Annotated in this window: 16 protein-coding genes and 1 pseudogene; 11 read left to right on the plus strand and 6 right to left on the minus strand. The window is 61.8% G+C overall.

Features of this window, described 5'->3' with window-relative positions; all coding sequences use genetic code 11:
* Positions 1-91: 91 nt before the first annotated feature.
* Positions 92-1456, minus strand: coding sequence for an ethanolamine permease (eat, locus tag VC35_RS22280; RefSeq protein ID WP_046042629.1), 1365 nt, complete (start codon positions 1454-1456; stop codon positions 92-94).
* 416 nt (positions 1457-1872) lie between these two features.
* Here eat and kdpF point away from each other — a divergent pair, with 416 nt between their 5' ends.
* From kdpF to VC35_RS22305, 6 genes are all read left to right on the plus strand, one after another.
* Positions 1873-1962 (plus strand): K(+)-transporting ATPase subunit F, encoded by a 90-nt coding sequence (kdpF, locus tag VC35_RS29155; protein WP_007899818.1) that lies wholly within the window; start codon positions 1873-1875, stop codon positions 1960-1962.
* 8 nt (positions 1963-1970) lie between these two features.
* The gene (gene kdpA / locus VC35_RS22285; RefSeq protein ID WP_046042630.1) at positions 1971-3665 is read left to right on the plus strand and encodes a potassium-transporting ATPase subunit KdpA; all 1695 of its coding nucleotides are present in this window, start codon (positions 1971-1973) and stop codon (positions 3663-3665) included.
* A 10-nt stretch (positions 3666-3675) separates the two neighbouring features.
* Positions 3676-5733, plus strand: a complete 2058-nt coding sequence (gene kdpB, locus VC35_RS22290) for a potassium-transporting ATPase subunit KdpB (RefSeq protein ID WP_046042631.1) — start codon at positions 3676-3678, stop codon at positions 5731-5733.
* 203 nt (positions 5734-5936) lie between these two features.
* Positions 5937-6482 carry a potassium-transporting ATPase subunit KdpC gene (gene kdpC, locus VC35_RS22295; RefSeq protein ID WP_046042632.1) on the plus strand — a complete coding sequence of 182 codons (546 nt, stop codon included), beginning with the start codon at positions 5937-5939 and terminating at the stop codon, positions 6480-6482.
* Between the two features lie 120 nt (positions 6483-6602).
* Positions 6603-9254, plus strand: a complete 2652-nt coding sequence (locus VC35_RS22300; protein ID WP_046042633.1) for a sensor histidine kinase — start codon at positions 6603-6605, stop codon at positions 9252-9254.
* Positions 9255-9302: 48 nt separating this feature from the next.
* Positions 9303-9992 carry a response regulator gene (locus VC35_RS22305; protein WP_046042635.1) on the plus strand — a complete coding sequence of 230 codons (690 nt, stop codon included), beginning with the start codon at positions 9303-9305 and terminating at the stop codon, positions 9990-9992.
* Positions 9993-10079: 87 nt separating this feature from the next.
* On the opposite strand, the gene VC35_RS22310 is transcribed toward VC35_RS22305, so the two are convergent.
* Complete coding sequence (locus VC35_RS22310) at positions 10080-11117, minus strand: patatin-like phospholipase family protein (RefSeq protein WP_046042636.1); 1038 nt, start codon at positions 11115-11117, stop codon at positions 10080-10082.
* Between the two features lie 221 nt (positions 11118-11338).
* Here VC35_RS22310 and VC35_RS22315 point away from each other — a divergent pair, with 221 nt between their 5' ends.
* The gene (locus tag VC35_RS22315) at positions 11339-11617 is read left to right on the plus strand and encodes a hypothetical protein (RefSeq protein ID WP_008000319.1); all 279 of its coding nucleotides are present in this window, start codon (positions 11339-11341) and stop codon (positions 11615-11617) included.
* An 86-nt stretch (positions 11618-11703) separates the two neighbouring features.
* Positions 11704-12462 carry a CHAD domain-containing protein gene (locus tag VC35_RS22320; protein WP_046042637.1) on the plus strand — a complete coding sequence of 253 codons (759 nt, stop codon included), beginning with the start codon at positions 11704-11706 and terminating at the stop codon, positions 12460-12462.
* Positions 12463-12480: 18 nt separating this feature from the next.
* Here the strand turns inward: VC35_RS22320 and VC35_RS30090 are convergent.
* Positions 12481-12600: pseudogene (locus VC35_RS30090) on the minus strand (metal ABC transporter ATP-binding protein); the annotation flags it as partial.
* Between the two features lie 89 nt (positions 12601-12689).
* Between VC35_RS30090 and VC35_RS22325 the strand changes: the two are divergent.
* Positions 12690-13487 carry an acyl-CoA thioesterase gene (locus tag VC35_RS22325; RefSeq protein WP_046042638.1) on the plus strand — a complete coding sequence of 266 codons (798 nt, stop codon included), beginning with the start codon at positions 12690-12692 and terminating at the stop codon, positions 13485-13487.
* On the opposite strand, the gene VC35_RS22330 is transcribed toward VC35_RS22325, so the two are convergent.
* From VC35_RS22330 to VC35_RS22340, 3 genes are all read right to left on the minus strand, one after another.
* A complete protein-coding gene (locus VC35_RS22330; protein ID WP_046042639.1) occupies positions 13488-13853 on the minus strand; it encodes an Mpo1-like protein in 366 nt (121 codons plus the stop codon).
* Between the two features lie 219 nt (positions 13854-14072).
* Complete coding sequence (locus VC35_RS22335) at positions 14073-15554, minus strand: methyl-accepting chemotaxis protein (protein WP_046042640.1); 1482 nt, start codon at positions 15552-15554, stop codon at positions 14073-14075.
* Between the two features lie 113 nt (positions 15555-15667).
* Positions 15668-16474, minus strand: a complete 807-nt coding sequence (locus tag VC35_RS22340) for a TatD family hydrolase (RefSeq protein WP_046042641.1) — start codon at positions 16472-16474, stop codon at positions 15668-15670.
* A gap of 237 nt (positions 16475-16711) precedes the next feature.
* On the opposite strand from VC35_RS22340, the gene VC35_RS22345 reads away from it, so the two are divergent.
* Positions 16712-18133, plus strand: coding sequence for an MltF family protein (locus VC35_RS22345; protein ID WP_046042642.1), 1422 nt, complete (start codon positions 16712-16714; stop codon positions 18131-18133).
* 103 nt (positions 18134-18236) lie between these two features.
* The gene (locus tag VC35_RS22350) at positions 18237-18671 is read left to right on the plus strand and encodes a DoxX family protein (RefSeq protein ID WP_046042643.1); all 435 of its coding nucleotides are present in this window, start codon (positions 18237-18239) and stop codon (positions 18669-18671) included.
* Positions 18672-18730 lie beyond the last annotated feature (59 nt).

An 18730-nucleotide genomic window follows, 5' to 3' on the forward strand; every position in this document is an offset into this window, starting at 1 on the left:
TGCATACCACTTTGAGTGATGGGGTTTCATCGCAGTTCCATCGCTATCACCCCCATTCTATGCCTGTTGTTCAAGGTTGACTCGAACGCTTTCAATGTCCGGTCAGCATCGCATCCGCCGGCGCTTCGGCGCGCAGTTGTGCGGTGAGCATGAAGTACACGAAACCTGCCGCCATGAAGCCCAGGAAGATCAGGCCGATCAACGTGTTGAACCAGGCCATCGCCACCAGGCACACCACTGCCAGCATCAGTGCAATGAACGGCACCAGCGGGTAGCAAGGGGCGCGGAAGGTGCGTTCCAGGTTCGGCTCGGTTTTACGCAGTTTGAACAGGCTGAGCATGCTCATGATGTACATCACGATGGCGCCGAACACGGCCATGGTGATCATCGCGGCGGTCAGCGTCATGCCGCCGAGGTTGATCAAGCCGTCGCTGTAGATGGCTGCAGTGCCGATGACACCGCCGGCGATGATCGCCCGGTGCGGAGTTTGAAAACGCGACAGTCTGGCCAGGGACGCCGGCAGGTAACCGGCCCGGGCGAGGGCGAAGAACTGCCGCGAATAGCCAAGTATGATCCCGTGGAAACTCGCCACCAGACCAAACAGGCCGATCCACACCAGCATGTGCAGCCAGCCCGAGCTTTCGCCTACCACGGTTTTCATCGCCTGGGGCAGCGGGTCGTTGATGTTCGACAGGGTGCGCCAGTCGCCGACGCCACCGGCGAAGAACATCACACCCATCGCCAGCAGCACCAGGGTCAGGATACCGCTGATGTAAGCCTTGGGAATCGTGCGTTTCGGGTCCTTGGCTTCTTCGGCGGCCATGGCAGCGCCTTCGATGGCGAGGAAGAACCAGATGGCGAAGGGGATCGCCGCGAACATCCCGGCAATCGCCGGACCACCGAATACATCGGAACCGGCCCAGCCATTGAGGGCGAAATGGCTGAAGCTGAATGCCGGGGCGACCACACCCATGAACACCAGCAATTCTGCGACCGCCAACACGCAGACCACCAGTTCGAAGGTGGCTGCCAGTTTTACGCCGAGGATGTTGAGGCCCATGAATACGATGTAGGCACCGACTGCCGCGTGTTTCGGGTCCAGGGCTGGAAACTGGACATTGAGGTAGGCGCCGATGGCCAGGGCAATCGCCGGTGGGGCGAAGACGAATTCGATCAGTGTCGCCAGCCCGGCGATCAATCCGCCTTTCTCGCCAAAGGCGCGACGACTGTAGGCAAAGGGACCGCCGGCATGGGGAATGGCGGTGGTCAGCTCGGTGAAACTGAAGATGAAGCAGGTGTACATGGTGGCAACCATGAACGAGGTCACCAGAAAGCCCAAGGTCCCGGCCACGCCCCAGCCATAGCTCCAGCCGAAATACTCTCCGGAAATCACCAGCCCGACCGCAATGCCCCACAGGTGCAAGGTGCCCAGCGTGGGTTTGAGTTGTGTGTTCATGGGTTTGCTCCCTGAGTGGTTTGGAAAGCTCGGGGGAGGCCAGTGCAGTGGGCGTGCCATTTCGCGATTGTGCGTCGTAATGGGCTGAAAGCTGTCGTATCGGGGATGATCGCTGCTGGATGCATGCTTTTTGATGCGCCAGTTGGGTGCGTTGATGTCTGTTGTGCCGCCATCGCGAACAAGCTCGCTCCCACAGTGGAGCCATGTTGTATGGGCTGACGCCTCTCAAATATGGGAGCAAGCTTGCTAGCAATGAGGCCCGCGCATGCGCCATCAATCCTCGCTGTAACAAAGCCATAAACCCACTCTTTACGCTTTCTTTATGCCCCGCGGGCACCCTCAGTCTCGTTCCTTTACAGCCTCCTTTCCGACAATGACTCCACACGCGGCAATACGCCGTAACACGGAGAACTTCCATGAGCGTTCTGGACGGGGTGTCGCTGCTGCTCGCAGTGGGGCTGTTCATCTATCTGTTGGTTGCGCTGTTGCGCGCGGACCGGAACTAGGAGCGGCTATGCACAGTTATGACTATTGGCTGATCCTCGGGTTTTTCGCCCTGGTATTGGTCCCGGCGCCGTTTCTCGGGCGCTTCTACTACAAGGTGATGGAAGGGCAGCGCACGTGGCTGTCGCCGGTCCTCGGGCCAGTCGAACGTGGCTGTTACCGACTGGCCGGGGTTGACCCGCAAGCCGAACAGAGCTGGCAGAAATACGCCCTGGCCTTGCTTGCCTTCAACCTCGCGGGTTTCCTGCTGTTGTTCACCATCTTGCTGTTCCAGGACCACCTGCCGCTGAATCCGCAGAACCTGCCGGGTCAGGAGTGGACGCTGGCGTTCAACACCGCCGTCAGCTTCATGACCAACACCAACTGGCAGGCCTATAGCGGCGAAGCATCCCTGAGCTACTTGAGCCAGATGGTAGGCCTCACCGTGCAGAACTTCGTCAGCGCCGCCACCGGCCTGGCGGTACTGGTCGCGCTGTGTCGCGGCATCGGCCGCAAGTCCACTCGAACCCTGGGCAACTTCTGGGTCGACATGACCCGCGCCACCCTCTACGGCTTGCTGCCGTTGTGCCTGCTGCTGGCGCTGTACCTGGTCTGGCAGGGCGTGCCGCAAACCTTCGCGCAGTACGTGAATGCGGTGACGATGCAAGGTGTTGACCAAGTGATCCCGCTAGGGCCGGCTGCCAGCCAGATTGCGATCAAGCAACTGGGCACCAACGGTGGCGGTTTCTTTGGCGTGAACTCGGCGCATCCGTTCGAGAACCCGACGGCCTGGAGCAACCTGTTCGAAATGGCCTCGATCATTTTGATCCCCGTCGCGCTGGTGTTCACCTTCGGCCATTACGTGAAGGACCTGCGCCAGAGCCGGGCGATCATCGCCTGCATGTTGGCGTTGTTCCTGATCGGCGGCGCGACCTCGCTATGGGCTGAATACCAGCCGAACCCGGCCCTGAACAATGTCGCCGTCGAACAGACCGCGCCGCTCGAAGGCAAGGAAGCGCGCTTCGGCACTACCGCCACTGTGTTGTGGTCGGTGACCACCACGGCCGCGTCCAACGGTTCGGTGAACGGCATGCACGACAGCCTCAACCCGCTGAGCGGCATGGTGGCCCTGGTCAACATGATGGTGGGCGAAGTGATCTTCGGCGGCGTCGGTGCCGGGCTTTACGGCATGTTGCTCAACGTGCTGATCGCGGTGTTCCTCGCCGGCCTGATGATCGGTCGTACTCCGGAATACCTTGGCAAGAAACTGCAGGCCAAGGAAGTGCAATTGCTAGTGGTGACCCTGATGGTCATGCCGATTGGCGTACTGGTGCTCGGCGCGATCGCCGCCAGCCTGCCAGGCCCGGTGGCCGCAGTGAGCAACCCTGGGCCTCACGGATTCAGTCAGTTGCTCTACGCCTACACCTCGGCCAGTGCCAACAACGGTTCCGCCTTCGCGGGCCTCGGCGCCAACACACCCTTTCACAACTTGATGCTGGGCCTGGGCATGTTGATCGGTCGCTTCGGCTACATCCTCCCGGTCCTGGCCCTGGCCGGCAGCCTGGCGATGAAGAAAACCGCGCCGATCGGGCAGAACAGCTTCCCGACCCACGGCCCGCTGTTCGTGACCCTGCTGACCGTGACCATTTTGCTGGTGGGTGGTTTGACCTTCCTGCCGACGTTGGCGCTGGGTCCTATCGCTGAACACTTGAGCATGGGCTTCTGAGGAATCAATGATGAATATGCCCGTAACCAAAACCGTCGCCGCCAAAGCGCCGGAACAACCGAAAACCGCCATCTCGGCCCTGTGGCGCCCGGCGCTGGTGCAAGCCTTCGTCAAACTCGACCCACGGCAGTTGCAGCGTGCGCCGGTGATGCTGGTGGTCGAACTGACGGCGATCCTGACCACCGTGTTGTGCTTCATTCCCGACACGGCGGTGCCGACTTTCGTCGCCGCGCAAATCGCGGTGTGGCTGTGGTTCACCGTCCTGTTCGCCAACTTCGCCGAAGCCCTGGCCGAAGGTCGCGGCAAGGCCCGCGCCGACAGCCTCAAGGCCGGTAGCGAAGGCCTCAGCGCCCGGCGCAAGACCAGCAACGGCAGCTTTCAGGTGGTGCCAGCCGCCAACCTGCGCAAAGGCGATGTGGTGCGCGTCGAAGCGGGGGAAATGATCCCCGGTGACGGCGAGGTGATCGAAGGCATCGCGGCGGTCAACGAAGCGGCGATTACCGGTGAATCGGCGCCGGTGATTCGCGAGTCCGGTGGCGACCGTTCGGCCGTTACCGGCAACACACGGCTGGTGTCTGACTGGCTGCTGGTGAAGATCACCGCCAACCCCGGCGAGTCGACCCTGGACCGCATGATCGCCCTGGTCGAAGGCGCCAAACGCCAGAAAACCCCGAACGAAGTGGCGCTCGACATCCTGCTGATCGGCCTGACCCTGATCTTCCTGCTGGTCGTGGTGACCCTGCAACCGTTCGCCCACTTCGCCAGTGGCAGCCTGCCGCTGGTGTTCCTGGTGGCGCTGTTGGTCACATTGATTCCGACCACCATCGGCGGTTTGCTCTCGGCCATCGGTATCGCCGGGATGGATCGGCTGGTACGTCTGAACGTGATCGCCAAGTCCGGTCGTGCGGTGGAAGCAGCGGGGGACGTGCACGTCCTGCTGCTGGACAAGACCGGCACCATCACCTTCGGTAACCGTCGTTGCTCGGCGGTGTATGCCGCGCCTGGCGTGACAGCCAGGGAGCTGGCCGAAGGCGCATTGCTGGCTTCGCTGGCCGACGACACTGCGGAAGGCAAGTCGATCGTCGAGTACCTGCGCGGCACTCATCCGCAACCGGAACCATCCGCTGACGTGCTGACAGCCGTGCCATTCAGTGCCGAAACCCGCTTGTCTGGTGTCGACTATCAAGGGCGCGTGTACCGCAAAGGTGCGGTGGATTCGTTGCTGGCGTTCGTGGGCCTCAAACGTGCGGACCTGGCACCGGCCTTGTCCCGTGAAATCGACAAGATCGCCCAAAGCGGTGGCACCCCGTTGTTGGTGTGTGCCGACGGCAAGTTGCTCGGGGCGATCCACCTCAAGGACGTGGTCAAGCCCGGTATCCGCGAGCGTTTCGCCGAGTTGCGCAAACTGGGGATCCGCACCGTCATGGTTACCGGCGACAACCCGTTGACCGCTGCTGCCATCGCCGCTGAGGCAGGTGTGGACGATGTGCTGGCGGAAGCCACGCCGGAGAAAAAACTGGCGCGTATTCGTCATGAGCAAAACGACGGTCGTCTGGTCGCCATGTGCGGCGACGGCGCCAACGACGCCCCGGCCCTGGCCCAGGCGGACGTCGGCATGGCGATGAATGACGGCACGCAAGCGGCCCGTGAAGCGGCCAACATGGTCGACCTCGACAGCGACCCGACCAAGCTGCTGGACGTGGTGCAAATCGGCAAGGAGTTGCTGGTTACCCGCGGTGCGCTGACGACCTTTTCCATCGCCAACGACGTGGCCAAGTACTTCGCAATCCTGCCGGCGCTGTTCGCCGCGATCTACCCGCAACTGGGCGTACTCAACGTGATGCACCTGAGCAGCCCGCAGAGCGCGATTCTCTCGGCGATCGTGTTCAACGCCCTGATCATTGTGGTGCTGATTCCGCTGGCGCTGCGCGGAGTGCGGGTTCACGCGGCAAGTGCGGCGGCGTTGCTGCGGCGCAATCTGCTGATCTACGGCCTGGGCGGGATCCTGGTGCCGTTCGTGGGCATCAAGGCGATCGACATGCTGTTGACGGCGTTGCATTGGGTTTGATGGCCGGTGCTGGTTTTTGTGGCGAGGGAGCTTGCTCCCGCTGGGCTGCGTAGCAGCCCCAACCCAACCGCCACGTTTTTTCAGGCACACCGCAGTCATTGGTCAGGCGGCTGCTTCGCACCCGAACGGGAGCAAGCTCCCTCGCCACAAGTGATGGGTGTGTCCGTGAGTGATGAGTACTCTCTGAATTCGAGGATTTTGCAATGTCCACATTGATACGCCCGGCCCTGAGCCTGCTGGTCCTGATGACGCTGATCACCGGCGTTGCTTATCCACTGGTGGTCACCGGCGTGGCCCAGGTCGCGTTCCCGGATCAGGCCAACGGCAGCCTGGTGCGGGATACCGAGGGCAAGGTCCGCGGTTCCTCGCTGATCGCCCAGGATTTCGTCGGCGACGCCTGGTTCCACCCGCGCCCTTCGGCCGGTGCCTTTGCCACCGTGTCGAGCAGCGCCAGCAACCTGTCGCCAAGCAACCCGGCGTTGGCGACGCGGGTGATCGACGAGGCCAGCAAACTGCTGGTGCCTGGCCAAGGACCGGTGCCCCTGGCGCTGGTCACTACGTCCGGCAGCGGTCTCGATCCGCACTTGCCACCGGCGGCGATTGCCTATCAACTGGCGCGTGTCGCAACGGCGCGCAACCTGCCGGTCGCGACACTGCAGCAACTGTTGGACGCCCACATCGAGCAACCACTGATAGGCCCGCCGGTGGTCAATGTGCTTGAGTTGAATCGGGCGCTGGAAAACCTGTAGATCAAAAGATCGCAGGCTTCGCCAGCTCCTACAGGATGTACGCCATCTGGTGTAGGAGCTGCCGCAGGCTGCGATCTTTTAATGCCACTCCCAAATATCAAGTCAAACAAGGCAATGAAAATGAGCAACTCCGGCCGCGCCGACGCGCTGTTAGCAGACCTGTCCCGCGATGGCCGTGGCCGTCTCAAGGTGTTTCTCGGCGCCGCGCCGGGTGTCGGCAAGACCTATGCCATGCTGCAAGCGGCCCACACCCAGCTGCGCCAAGGGGTGAAGGTCGTCGCCGGCGTCGTCGAAACCCACGGCAGGGCCGAAACCGAAGCATTGCTCGGCGGCTTGTCGCAGCAGCCGTTGGTACGTTCCGAGTACCGTGGCGTATTGCTCGAAGAAATGGACCTCGACGGTCTGCTCCTCGCCAAACCGAAGCTGGTGCTGGTCGACGAACTGGCGCACACCAACGCACCGGGCAGTCGTCACGAAAAGCGCTGGCAGGACATTCAGGAACTGCTCGCCGCCGGCATTGACGTGTACACCACGGTCAACGTCCAGCACCTGGAAAGCCTCAACGATCAGGTGCGCGGCATCACCGGCGTGCAGGTCCGCGAAACCCTGCCGGACTGGGTGTTGCAGGAAGCCTACGAACTGCTGCTGATCGACTTGCCGCCACGCGAGTTACTGGAGCGCCTGCGCGACGGCAAGGTCTATGTGCCGGAGCAGGCGCGGGCGGCCATCGACGCGTTCTTTTCCCAGACGAACCTCACGGCCCTGCGCGAACTGGCGATGCAAACCGCGGCGGCTCAGGTCGATAACGATCTGGCCCAAGGATATCGTCAGTTGGGGCAAGCAGCGCCGGCCGTGCGCGGGCGTTTGCTGGTGGGGGTCGACGGCGATGCCCAGGCCGAGCGCCTGGTACGGCATGCCAGTCGCGTGGCCCAACGGCGGCACCTGCCCTGGAGCCTGGTGCACGTGGACAACGGCAGCGTGCGTGACGAGCAGTCACGCCTGCGCCTGCAGAGCGCCCAGCAACTGGCCGAGCGGCTGGGCGGCGAAGTGGTGTTACTGCGCGCCGGTGAAGTGGCGAAAACCCTGATCCAGCATGCCGCCGAACGTCGCGCCAGCCTGGTGCTGGTCGGCCAGTCCCGACCGCGTTTGCGCCGACGTCTGTTCGGTGGCGGGCTGGCGGCGCGGCTGCTGCGTAATGCACGCGGACTGGAAATCAACGTTCTCGACAGCGATCACCAACAGCTTCAACCCCATCAGCGGTCGATGCATTCGCTGGTCTGGTTCGACTACGCATTGGCCGTGGTCGCGACGGTTCTGGCCAGCGCCCTGGCCTGGGCCGTGGCGAGCGTGCTGCCATTGCCGAACATCTCCCTGGTGTTTCTTGCGGCGGTGTTGCTGGTGGCGGTGCGCAGCAGCCTCGGGCCGGCGCTGGCCTGTGCGGCGCTGTCGTTCCTGACCTATGACTTTCTGTTCATTCCACCGAATTTCTCTTTCAGAATCCAGCGCGAAGAAGACGTGCTGACCCTGCTGTTTTTCCTGCTGATGGCGGCCCTCACCGGCAACCTCGCGGCGCGTCAACGCAGGCAATTGCAGGCATTGCGCGATACCCAGGAAGAGACCACCGAACTGCTCGACCTGTCACGCAAACTCACCGCCGCCACCGACCGCCAGGCCGTGGTCAGCGCGGCTGCCCAGCACCTCAATGGTTGGAGCGATGTGCAACTGTGCCTGCTCAATCGTGACGGGCAACACGGCTGGAAAGTCGAAACCGGTGGCCCCCTGGAGTTCAGCGAAGCCGAGCGCGCCGCCGCCGATTGGGCCTGGCAGCACGATCAACCCGCGGGCGCCGGCACCGGTACTTTGCCGTTCGGCCGCTGGTGGTGGTGGCCATTGTCGGTGGAGGACGGGCCGCTGGCGTTGCTTGGCGTGTGCGCCAGGGAAGGCCAGACCCTGAGCGGCCAGCGCCGACGCTTGTTGACCGCACTGAGCCAGCCGCTGGCCCAGGCTCTGGCCCGGGCGCAACTGGCCGATGATCTGGAAGCTGCGCGGCTGCACGGCGAAACCGAGCAACTACGCAGCGCCTTGCTGGCGTCGGTGTCCCACGATTTGCGCACACCGCTGACGTCCATGCGCGGCAGCATCGACAGCCTGCTGGCCCTGGGTGAAGCGATCCCGCTGGAGGATCGACGTGAGTTGCTCGAAGGCACCCGCGATGAAGCCGAGCGCCTGGACCGCTACATTCAAAACCTGCTCGACATGACCCGCCTCGGCCACGGTGCCTTGAAGCTGGCGCGGGACTGGGTATCGCCGGCGGACATCGTCGGCAGTGCGCTCAATCGCCTGCGGGCAGTCCTTGCGCCGTTGCAGGTCAGCACCGACGTGCCGGCCGAGTTGCCGTTGCTTTACGTGCATGCTGCGCTGATCGAACAGGCACTGATCAACGTGCTGGAAAACGCCGCGCGGTTTTCGCCACCCCACGGGCGTTTGCAATTGCGCGCAGGGGCCGATGACACTGAGCTGTTTTTCTCGGTCTGCGATGAGGGCCCGGGGATTCCGGAAGAGGAACGGGCGAAGATTTTCGACATGTTCTACACCGCGGCGCGAGGTGATCGTGGCGGGCAGGGTACCGGGCTGGGGCTGGCGATTTGTCAGGGCATGGTCGGTGCCCATGGCGGGCGTATCAGCGTCGCCGACGGCATCGAGGGGCGCGGCACCTGCATCACGTTGCACCTGCCGCTACAGGCTCAGCCGGGATACGAAAGTGAAGCCTGATCGTGCTTGCGCTACTCTCTTGCCACTTCTTAGTGTTGATGTGAATTCATGAGCCAGACCGCGACCATTTTGGTCATTGACGACGAACCGCAGATCCGCAAATTCCTGCGCATCAGCCTCGCTTCCCAAGGCTACAAAGTGCTGGAGGCGGGTACCGGCAGTGAAGGATTGGCGCAAGCCGCGTTGAACAAACCGGACTTGCTGGTGCTCGACCTCGGCTTGCCGGACATGGACGGCCAACAGGTATTGCGCGACTTTCGCGAGTGGTCGACGGTGCCGGTGCTGGTGCTCTCCGTGCGTGCCAATGAAGGGCAGAAAGTCGAGGCCCTGGATGGCGGCGCCAATGACTACGTGACCAAGCCGTTCGGCATCCAGGAGTTCCTGGCGAGGATCCGTGCATTATTGCGCCAGGCGCCCGCAGGCGAGGCGCAACAAGCGGCGCTGACCTTCGGTCCGTTGACGGTCGACCTGGCGTATCGCCGGGTGCTGCTCGACGATGTCGAAGTCGCGCTGACCCGCAAGGAGTACGCCGTGCTGGCGCAACTGGCGCGGCATCCCGGGCGGGTGATCACCCAGCAGCAATTGCTCAAGGACATCTGGGGACCGACCCACACCGAAGACACTCACTACCTGCGCATCGTAGTCGGGCACTTGCGCCAGAAACTGGCGGATGATCCGACCCAACCCAGGTTCATCGTCACTGAGGCAGGGGTGGGGTATCGGTTGTTGAGTGAATAGTTTTGAAATCTTGTGGTGACTGATCTGGCCCCATCGCGAGCAGGCTCGCGATGGGGCCCTAACATTCACCCGAGAGTTTTCAGGCGCTCAGTTTTGCTCATTCTCATACCGGTCCAGCGTATCCCGCGCAATCTCGCGTCCCAGCGCGATCAACTCCGGCGCCTTGTAGAACTCGAAAAACCGGCACACGCGCTTGGGCACGTTGATCAGGATGTCCGGCGGATACCCGGCAATCTTGTACTGCGCCAGCGACGTCTGCATCACCTCGAAACTCTGGTTGATCAAATCCAGCAAGGACGCCGGCCCGACGTTGTCGATGATGAACGAACCGGTGGCGGAGCGGGGCGCGCCACTGGCTTGCGGAGCCGCCGCCGGTTGCTGCGCTTCTGGCTCGGCGGATTCGATCCACGGATTGAGGTTCGCGCCTTCGGCCCTCAGGGCTTCCTGCTCGAGGATCAACAATTGCTCGGCCTGTTTGCGGCGGAACGGCATCTTCGAGCCCAGGGAGTTGATCAGGCTGTCGAAGCGGGTCTTGAAGGCGGCGGGACGCTGGATGACCGGCAATTGATAGTGGCGCTGGTTGGTGGAGTTGAGGTTGACTGCAATGATCAAGTCGCAATGGCTCGACACCACCGGCACGATCGGCAGTGGGTTGAGAATGCCGCCATCGACCAGCATGCGGTTGCCCTGCATCACCGGGGTAAACAGGCTGGGAATCGCGGCCGAGGCGCGCATGGCCTGATGCAGGCAACCTTCCTGGAACCAGATTTCCTGCTGGTTGGTCAGGTCGGCGGCAACAGCGGTGTAGGGGATGCGCAAATCTTCGATGTTGATCTCGCCGACGATTTTGCGGATCTGCCCGAAGACTTTCTCGCCTCGAATCGCCCCCAGACGAAAACTGACGTCCACCAGGCGCAACACGTCGAGATAGTCCAGGCTCTCGATCCAGTCGCGGTAATCATTGAGTTTGCCGGCGGCGTAGATCCCACCCACCACCGCGCCCATGGAGCATCCGGCGATACAGGCAATGTCGTAGCCGCGCCGTTCGATCTCTTCAATGACCCCGATATGTGCATAACCCCGGGCTCCACCCGAGCCCAATACCAGTGCGACGCGCTTTTTCATGGATCGCCCTCGTTTGAATGGTTCAACAATGCACCCATCGAGGGGCATGCTTCAATCGTCATGGTCGTTTGATGGCGAAAGAGCGTCGTATTTTCGACACTCCATGGCGGCACATGGTTATTCTCGTCAGCGCTATAGTTTGCACAGCGGACCAACGGCACTTTTCAGGTGCCACAACGTCTTACCTGCACGACTGTTGACCTATTCTTGAGGAGTGAATGATGAAAGCCTGGATCTGCGTGCCATTGATTGCCCTGGCGCTCGCCGGTTGTGCCGGCAAAACCGCTTATCGCGACAGTTGCGGTAGTAACCTGGATGCGGCATGGCATGAACTGGACCTGGCCAAAGCCGAAGGTTTCGCCGGGACCGTCAGCTACTCCAAGGCCCTGTCGTTGTTGACCGCAGCCAAGACCCAGCAGCAATTCGAGGGGTTCGAAGGCTGCACCACCAAAGCCGAGAAGGCCCGTTTCTATATTCGTGAATCGCGCGCGGGGCGTTAAAAGCGAAAAGCGGTTACAAGCTCTAAGCTGCAAGCTGCAAGACCCTTCGAGCTTGCAGCCTGGCGCTGTTTACGGAGTAAACCCCCATGATCGATCGGTTGGTGGCTCAGGTTCTGGGCCTGGAAGTTCGTCTGCTGGCCTGTCAGGCCCGCTTGAAAGAGCGTACAGACCCTGAAGCGTTACACGATCTGCGCACAACCATGCGTCGGTTGCGCAGCCTGTTGCGACCCTTGCGCGGGCAGCCCGGTGTCGAGCAACTGGAAGCGGCCGCCTCCCGGGTGGGCGACCTGACCACGCCATTACGTGATCGCGAAGTGCTGGCGGCGTACCTGCTCCAGCACCATCAACCCCAAGCCGCACAGTGGCGCATGGCGCAAATGGCCGAGGCCTATCCGGCTGTGGCGGCCAGTCCCGAGCTCGCGCAAATGCTGATCGTCCTCGATGCGTTTCCGCGTTTTCTGCGTGCCGCCCAGCGCCAGGGATTGCTCAAGGGCCTGCGCAAGCGCATCGAAAAACGCTTGGGCAAGCAATGGAAAAAACTCGACGAGGCACTGCACGATCCGACTCATAACCGTCATCGGCTGCGCCTGCTGATCAAGCGCGTGCGCTATGGCATCGACGCTTACCCCGAGCTGGACCGTTTGCCGAAAGCGGCCATGCCCCGATTGAAATCGTCCCAGGGCGCGTTGGGCGACTGGCACGATTGCGTGCAATGGCTGGCCATGGCTGAACGGGAAGCGGATTTGCAGCCCTGTGTTGCCGTGTGGCAAGCCACCATGGCCGAGGCTGAAAGCCGTGCGGACCGGGTGCTGGAAAAGCTCAGTCGCGATTGCTTCAAATCCTGAATCCCCAGCGGACACACACTGTAGGAGCGAGCTTGCTCGCGAATGCGGTTCATCATTCAGCTCTGTTGTTGACTGATCGAACGCTTTCGCGAGCAAGCTGGCTCCTACAGGGGGGGCGGCGAGCGTTGCGCGACTTATCTGTCAGTCAATTTGGCCGGAATAGGCGATGTATGAGCTTCGCCAGATGGTTAATATCCCTTCATCTTTTTCCGAACCCAGAGGTTTTCATGCGTTTTTCCGAACTGCTCGACGCTGTCCGCAGCCAGCCGCTGGCGCTGTCTATCCCGGCCTCCTGGGCCCAGGGGCGAGCCAGTTTCGGTGGCCTGGTGGCGGCTTTGCAGTACGAAGCCATGCGTGCCCGGGTTCCGGCGGATCGGCCGGTACGTTCGCTGGCAATCACCTTCGTCGGCCCGGTTGAGCCCGAGGTGCCGGTCAGTTTTGAAGTCGATGTGCTGCGCGAAGGCAAGGCCGTCAGCCAAGTGTTGGGCCGGGTGATGCAGAAGGGCCAGGTGGTGACGTTGGTCCAGGGCAGCTTTGGTGCCTCGCGCCCCTCGGAAGTGGCGGTGGCCGCTGAACCGGCACCGGAAATGAAGCACTGGGACGAATGCCAGGAATTGCCTTTTGTCGAAGGCGTGATCCCGGAGTTCATGCGGCACCTGGCGATGCGCTGGAGTGTCGGTGGGTTGCCGTTCAGCGGTAGCACATCCCGGCAAATGGGTGGCTGGGTACGCTTGCGCGGCGACGTGAAGGAAGAGGCCATCGGCGAGGCGCATATTCTGGCGCTGGTGGACGCCTGGCCGCCGGCCCTGATGCCGTTTTTGAAGAAACCGGCAATGGGCAGCACCCTGACCTGGACTATCGAGTTCGTGCAGCCGCTGCTGGAACTGAACACCCTGGACTGGTGCAAATACCTCGTCGAAACCGAATACGCCGCAGACGGCTACGGGCATGCCGCCGCAAAAATGTGGAGCGCGGATGGCCGGTTGATCGCCATGAGCCGGCAGACGGTGACGGTGTTCGCCTGATCAGTGACGGCGATGGCGCTCACGCCAGGCGCGCCACCATCCACCGCTGAGGAAGAACCGTGGAAACGTCAGGAACTGCTCGACCAACAGACGCGATAGCGCATCCTTGCGATCACTGAAGGGTTCGGCGGCTTGGGTCTCCAGGCTGTGGCCGTGGCGTTGCAAGGCCAGCGCCGCAATCACACCGATCACACCGATGGCGATATTTGCCAGGCTCAGGCTGAACACCCCGGACACAATCAGCAGAAATGCCACGATGAACAGCGGCACCGCGATCAGGTGCAGCACCAGATTGGTCGGGTGCTGATGATTGTTCGGGTACGCTCGCCATTGCCAGGCGGGAAGGTTGGGGTGACGTTTGCCCATGATGCCGATCCTCGATCCATGTTGAATACATGTAGGAAGAATAGGCCTGGTCCATGCTGGCGGCGAATCAAGGCTGGCTATTGGCTTGATAGGTGTCATGGTCTGGATTGATGTTGCCGGTTCCGGCCTCATCGCGGGCAAGCCCGCTCCCACATTCGTCCGCATTCTAATGAAAGAACTCGGTCACCTGTGGGAGCGGGCTTGCTCGCGATGAGGCCCTCAAAGTTTGAGCTGACCTATGGCCTTGCTCAGTTCCCCGGCCAATGCCGCCAGCTCATTGCTGGTGGTCGCCGACGTCACCGTCTGCTGCACCGTGTTCTCGGTCACGTCACGGATACTCACCACCGCCCGGTTCATCTCTTCCGCCACCTGGCTCTGCTGCTCGGCCGCCACCGCGATCTGCGTGTTGCTTTCACGCATCTGCGCCACTGCGCCGGTGATCTCGGCCAATGCCGCGCCGGCCTCTTGCGCCTGTTGTACGCAGTCGTCGGCCTTGAACGAACTCTCTTGCATGAAATCCACGGCGTCCCGCGTGCCGGCCTGCAACGCCGAGACCATGAGGGTGATCTCATCCGTCGAGGCCTGCACGCGTTTAGCGAGGTTGCGTACTTCATCGGCGACCACCGCGAAGCCGCGACCCATTTCGCCGGCTCGGGCCGCTTCGATGGCGGCGTTCAGCGCCAGCAGGTTGGTCTGCTCGGCGATGCTGTGAATCACGTTGACCACGCCGTTGATCTTCTGGCTGTCCTCGGCCAGGCGTTGAATCATCTCGGCGGTCTGCTGGACGCCGGTGGACAGTCCGGCAATCGAGCGCTGCACCCGTGTCACGACCTCCTGCCCGCTGCCGGCCAGGGTATTGGCCGATTGCGAAAGGTCACGGGTGGCACCCGCGTGTTGGGCGATGTGATACACAGTGGCAGTCATTTCATTGATCGCCGTGGCGGCCTGATCGGTTTCGCTTTGCTGGCCCAGCATGCCGTGGCGCACTTCATTCATGCTGGCCGCCAACCGCGCGGCGCCGACGTCCAGCTGCCGGGCTGTACTGGCGACGGTGTTGACCACCCGTTGATAACCGGCCTGCATGGCGTTGAAGGCGTTGGCCATTTGCCCGACTTCGTCGCTGCAAGCCAATGGCACGCGGGCCGACAGGTCGCCGGTTTTCTCCACGTGCAACATGACGTCTTTCAAGGTGTTGAGCTGGCTGAGCAGGAAGCGGATCAATAACTGTGATGCGCCGAGCATTGCCAGCATCAGGATGAACACCGCCATCGCGTAGTTGGCAAAGCGCTCGCTGAACACCTGGCTCAGACTTGGGCCGTGGGCAATCACGGCGACCTGCTGGCCGTCGGCACGGGTAAACACTTCGGCACCCATCAACGGATTGTCACCGAACAGCGGCATCACGTTGATCTCGACCCAACCGTTTGCATTGATGAGCTCCACAATGGGTTGTTCATTCAGCGACGGCGCCTGTCCGCGATTGAACGTCAGCAGGTTGTCGGCGTGGGGCAGCGGTTGCCCGGCAGGCCAGGCTTCGAGCAATCGCGCCTGGGCCTGGGCCGAAGCCTGGGCGGCGTGACTGCGGGCCTGCTGTTCGAGCTGTACCGCGTACAGCACCAGCAACAGGGTGGTGACGAAAGCGACAGCGTTGACCGCCCAGAATTTGTATTTCAGCGAGATATTGCTAAGCCAGGCACCCATGGAGGTCTTCTCTGATAGCGGAAACAGTTTTGGCAAGGTGCCATTATTGTGCCGCTACTCAGGTGGCTGATTCTTGATGCAGATCAACTTCAAGCCTGTGGGATTTATGGTGATCAGGAGATCAATGGCAGCCCATAGAACGCCCGCGCACAGGCGGTCGTGTGCGCCGCCAGATCTTCCTGGCTTTCCCCGCGATGCAGTGCCACTTCGCGCAGTACTTCGGTCAGGTATGCCGGCTCGTTTCGCCCGTTTTTCGGTTTGGGGCGCAGGCTGCGCGGCAGCAAATACGGTGCATCGCTTTCGAGCATCAGGCGCCCGCGCTTGATCTCCTTGACCAGTGGATGCAAATGCGTGCCCCGGCGCTCGTCGCAGATCCAGCCGGTAATGCCAATGTGCAGGTCGAGGTCGAGGTAGCTGAACAGTGCCTTCTGCTCCCCGGTGAAGCAGTGCACTACGGCGGCCGGCAGTCGGTCGCGGAAGTCGCGCAGGATTTCCAGCAATCGCTGGCTGGCGTCGCGTTCGTGCAGAAACACCGGCAACTGCAATTCGACGGCCATGGCCAGATGTTCTTCGAGGACTTTCTCCTGCTGCGGACGCGGCGAGAAATCACGGTTGAAATCCAGCCCGCATTCACCCACGGCCACCACATTCGGCTCCATGAGCAAGCTGCGCAAACGTCGGGCGCTGTCGGCGTTCCAGTCGCTGGCGCAATGAGGGTGAATACCGGCGGTGGCGAACAGGCGCTGGGCGCTTTCGTCCAGTTGCTGGCACAGCTCAAGGGCCTGTTCACTGCCCTCGACACTGGTGCCGGTCAGCACCAGTTGGCACACGCCGGCCGCGTAGGCGCGGTCGAGTACGGCCCGGTGTTTGTCGGCAAAACTGGCGTTGGTCAGGTTGACGCCGATATCGATGAGTTGCATGGTGCTACCTCGGCCCAAAGGCCGGAAAGCATATCAGAGCCGTGGATTTATAAGAAAAGCCAAGAACTACAACGGGTTAACGCTGTCTCTTGAGCCGCGGACCAGGCTGGGTTGGTAGTTTTGCCATCATTGTGCCAGTCTTTCGCACTTTGCCAGCGCCTTGGGCGCTCTGTTTTTGTCGCCGCGCTTGATGGTTTTCGTCATTGAAGCGGGCCTCATATTCTTTCCGGAGAGTGGATGATTCGTCCCTCGGTTTTGCTACTGCTGTGTTGTTCGCTGCTACTGCCGATGTCGGCGGTCGCGCGTCTGCCCGGGCCGCTGCAAGCCGTACCGGCCAGCAAGGTGCGCGACCTTGCGGAAATTCGCAGCAGTCGTGTGCTGCGGGTGTTGGTCAACCAGAGCCGCAACAGTTCCGGCGAAGTCCAGGGGCAGGCGATCGGGGTCGAATACCATCGCCTGAGAGCGTTCGAGCAGTATCTCAACGGCCACGCCCGTGACGGTCAGGAAATCACCCTCAAGATCATTCCCAAGGCCAAGGATCAACTGCTCGGCGCATTGCAGCGCGGGGAGGGCGATCTGGTGGCGCCAGGCGAGTTGCTCGATCTGCAACCGGGCTTCGCCGTCAGCACCAGTGAGCCGATTGCCAGCAACATCCCGTTGGTCCTGGTGGGCATCAAAGGCGAACGCCGCTACACCAAGCTTGAACAGCTTTCCGGCAAGACCCTGGCGTTACCCGCCGGCAGCGCTGCCGGGGATGCCGTCAGCCAGATCAATCAAAAGCTCGCCCTGCACAAACTGCCACCGGTCACAATCGAATGGGTCGATCCGACCCTTGCCGTCGAGGATGTGCTGGAGATGGTGCAGGGCGGGATCTTCCATCTGACCATCGTCGAGCAGCCGATCGCCGAACGCTGGGGCAAGATCCTGCCCAAACTGCGTTTCGACAAGCAGGTACTTGTCAGCGAGCCGGGAGAAGAGTTCTGGTTCGTGCGCCGTGATGCCTCGATGCTGCGGGCCAGCATTGATCGCTTCCTCACCGTCTACAAAAAACCATCGGATCAGGACGCCGCGTTCCTGCGGATCTATCGTCGTCTCTATCAAGTGCACTATCCGCTGGCCAAGGCGGACCGGCAGCGCCTGGAAAAGCTTCGCCCGGTGCTGCAGAAGCACGCCGATGCCCAAGGCATGGATTGGTTGAACCTGGCGGCGCTGGCCTTCAAGGAGTCAGCCCTGCAACCCGCCGCTCGCAGTGGCGGTGGCCCGACCGGTCTGATGCAGATCACGCCTTCTGCGGCGCAGCGGGTGGGGGTCAACAATATCCAGGACCTTGATGGCAATGTGCAGGCCGGGGCCAAGTACCTGGCGATGATCCGGCGCAAATTTTTTGCCAGCCCCAAGCTCAACGAGCGCGAACGCATGGCCTTCGTGCTGGCGGCCTACAACATCGGGCCGGAGCGGGTCCAGGGCATGCGCGCCGAAGCCCGGCGGCGAGGCTTGAATCCCAACCAGTGGTTCTTCCAGGTCGAACGCGTGGCCATGGAGCAAGTGGGTATGGGGCCTGTCAGCTATGTTAATAGCGTGAACAAGTATTACTTGGCGTTCGACCGGGAGCGCGAGTCGTTGGAGCCCCAGGAGCAAAAAGTTGCCTCACGAAAATGATCAACTAATCTGATTGTTATGGCGGGGTTTTTGCGCTTTTAACATGTGAATTACTGATTAATATAGCGGCCAACCAACACACACTTACAAGGAATGAATCAGCATGAGCACTCTGATCAACAAGGTACTGTCTACCCGCGCTGGCTACGGCCTGACGGTTCTGCGCATCGTGGTCGGCATTATTTCCGCCGCTCACGGCTCGCAGAAACTCTTCGGGGCATTCGGTGGCTATGGTCTGGCTGGAACCGCGCAGTACATGGAAAGCCTCGGACTGACGCCGGGTTACCTGATGGCGACACTGGCGGGCGGCATCGAATTCTTCGCCGGCCTGGCCCTGATCATCGGCTTGCTGGTTCGCCCGGCCGCGCTTGGCCTGGCCTTCCTGTTGCTGGTGGCGATTTTCTCGGTGCACATCAGCAACGGACTGTTCATGGCCAACAACGGTTATGAATTCGCCCTGGCCTTGCTCGGTGGCAGTATCGCGGTATTGATCGAAGGTGCGGGCAAACTCTCAGCGGACCGCGCCATCGCCGGTTGACCGCTCTGGTTCAACGAAAAGGCCCGCATTGTGCGGGCCTTTTTTGTTGGTGCGCCAGG

The organism is Pseudomonas fluorescens (genome assembly GCF_000967965.1).
GTDB lineage: Bacteria > Pseudomonadota > Gammaproteobacteria > Pseudomonadales > Pseudomonadaceae > Aquipseudomonas > Aquipseudomonas grandcourensis.

Excerpts from the sequence above, each read along its gene's own strand:
- eat (WP_046042629.1), bottom strand. The coding sequence starts at position 1,456 with ATGAACACACAACTCAAACCCACGCTGGGCACCTTGCACCTGTGGGGC.
- kdpF (WP_007899818.1), top strand. The coding sequence starts at position 1,873 with ATGAGCGTTCTGGACGGGGTGTCGCTGCTGCTCGCAGTGGGGCTGTTC.
- kdpA (WP_046042630.1), top strand. The coding sequence starts at position 1,971 with ATGCACAGTTATGACTATTGGCTGATCCTCGGGTTTTTCGCCCTGGTA.
- kdpB (WP_046042631.1), top strand. The coding sequence starts at position 3,676 with ATGAATATGCCCGTAACCAAAACCGTCGCCGCCAAAGCGCCGGAACAA.
- kdpC (WP_046042632.1), top strand. The coding sequence starts at position 5,937 with ATGTCCACATTGATACGCCCGGCCCTGAGCCTGCTGGTCCTGATGACG.
- VC35_RS22300 (WP_046042633.1), top strand. The coding sequence starts at position 6,603 with ATGAGCAACTCCGGCCGCGCCGACGCGCTGTTAGCAGACCTGTCCCGC.
- VC35_RS22305 (WP_046042635.1), top strand. The coding sequence starts at position 9,303 with ATGAGCCAGACCGCGACCATTTTGGTCATTGACGACGAACCGCAGATC.
- VC35_RS22310 (WP_046042636.1), bottom strand. The coding sequence starts at position 11,117 with ATGAAAAAGCGCGTCGCACTGGTATTGGGCTCGGGTGGAGCCCGGGGT.
- VC35_RS22315 (WP_008000319.1), top strand. The coding sequence starts at position 11,339 with ATGAAAGCCTGGATCTGCGTGCCATTGATTGCCCTGGCGCTCGCCGGT.
- VC35_RS22320 (WP_046042637.1), top strand. The coding sequence starts at position 11,704 with ATGATCGATCGGTTGGTGGCTCAGGTTCTGGGCCTGGAAGTTCGTCTG.
- VC35_RS22325 (WP_046042638.1), top strand. The coding sequence starts at position 12,690 with ATGCGTTTTTCCGAACTGCTCGACGCTGTCCGCAGCCAGCCGCTGGCG.
- VC35_RS22330 (WP_046042639.1), bottom strand. The coding sequence starts at position 13,853 with ATGGGCAAACGTCACCCCAACCTTCCCGCCTGGCAATGGCGAGCGTAC.
- VC35_RS22335 (WP_046042640.1), bottom strand. The coding sequence starts at position 15,554 with ATGGGTGCCTGGCTTAGCAATATCTCGCTGAAATACAAATTCTGGGCG.
- VC35_RS22340 (WP_046042641.1), bottom strand. The coding sequence starts at position 16,474 with ATGCAACTCATCGATATCGGCGTCAACCTGACCAACGCCAGTTTTGCC.
- VC35_RS22345 (WP_046042642.1), top strand. The coding sequence starts at position 16,712 with ATGATTCGTCCCTCGGTTTTGCTACTGCTGTGTTGTTCGCTGCTACTG.
- VC35_RS22350 (WP_046042643.1), top strand. The coding sequence starts at position 18,237 with ATGAGCACTCTGATCAACAAGGTACTGTCTACCCGCGCTGGCTACGGC.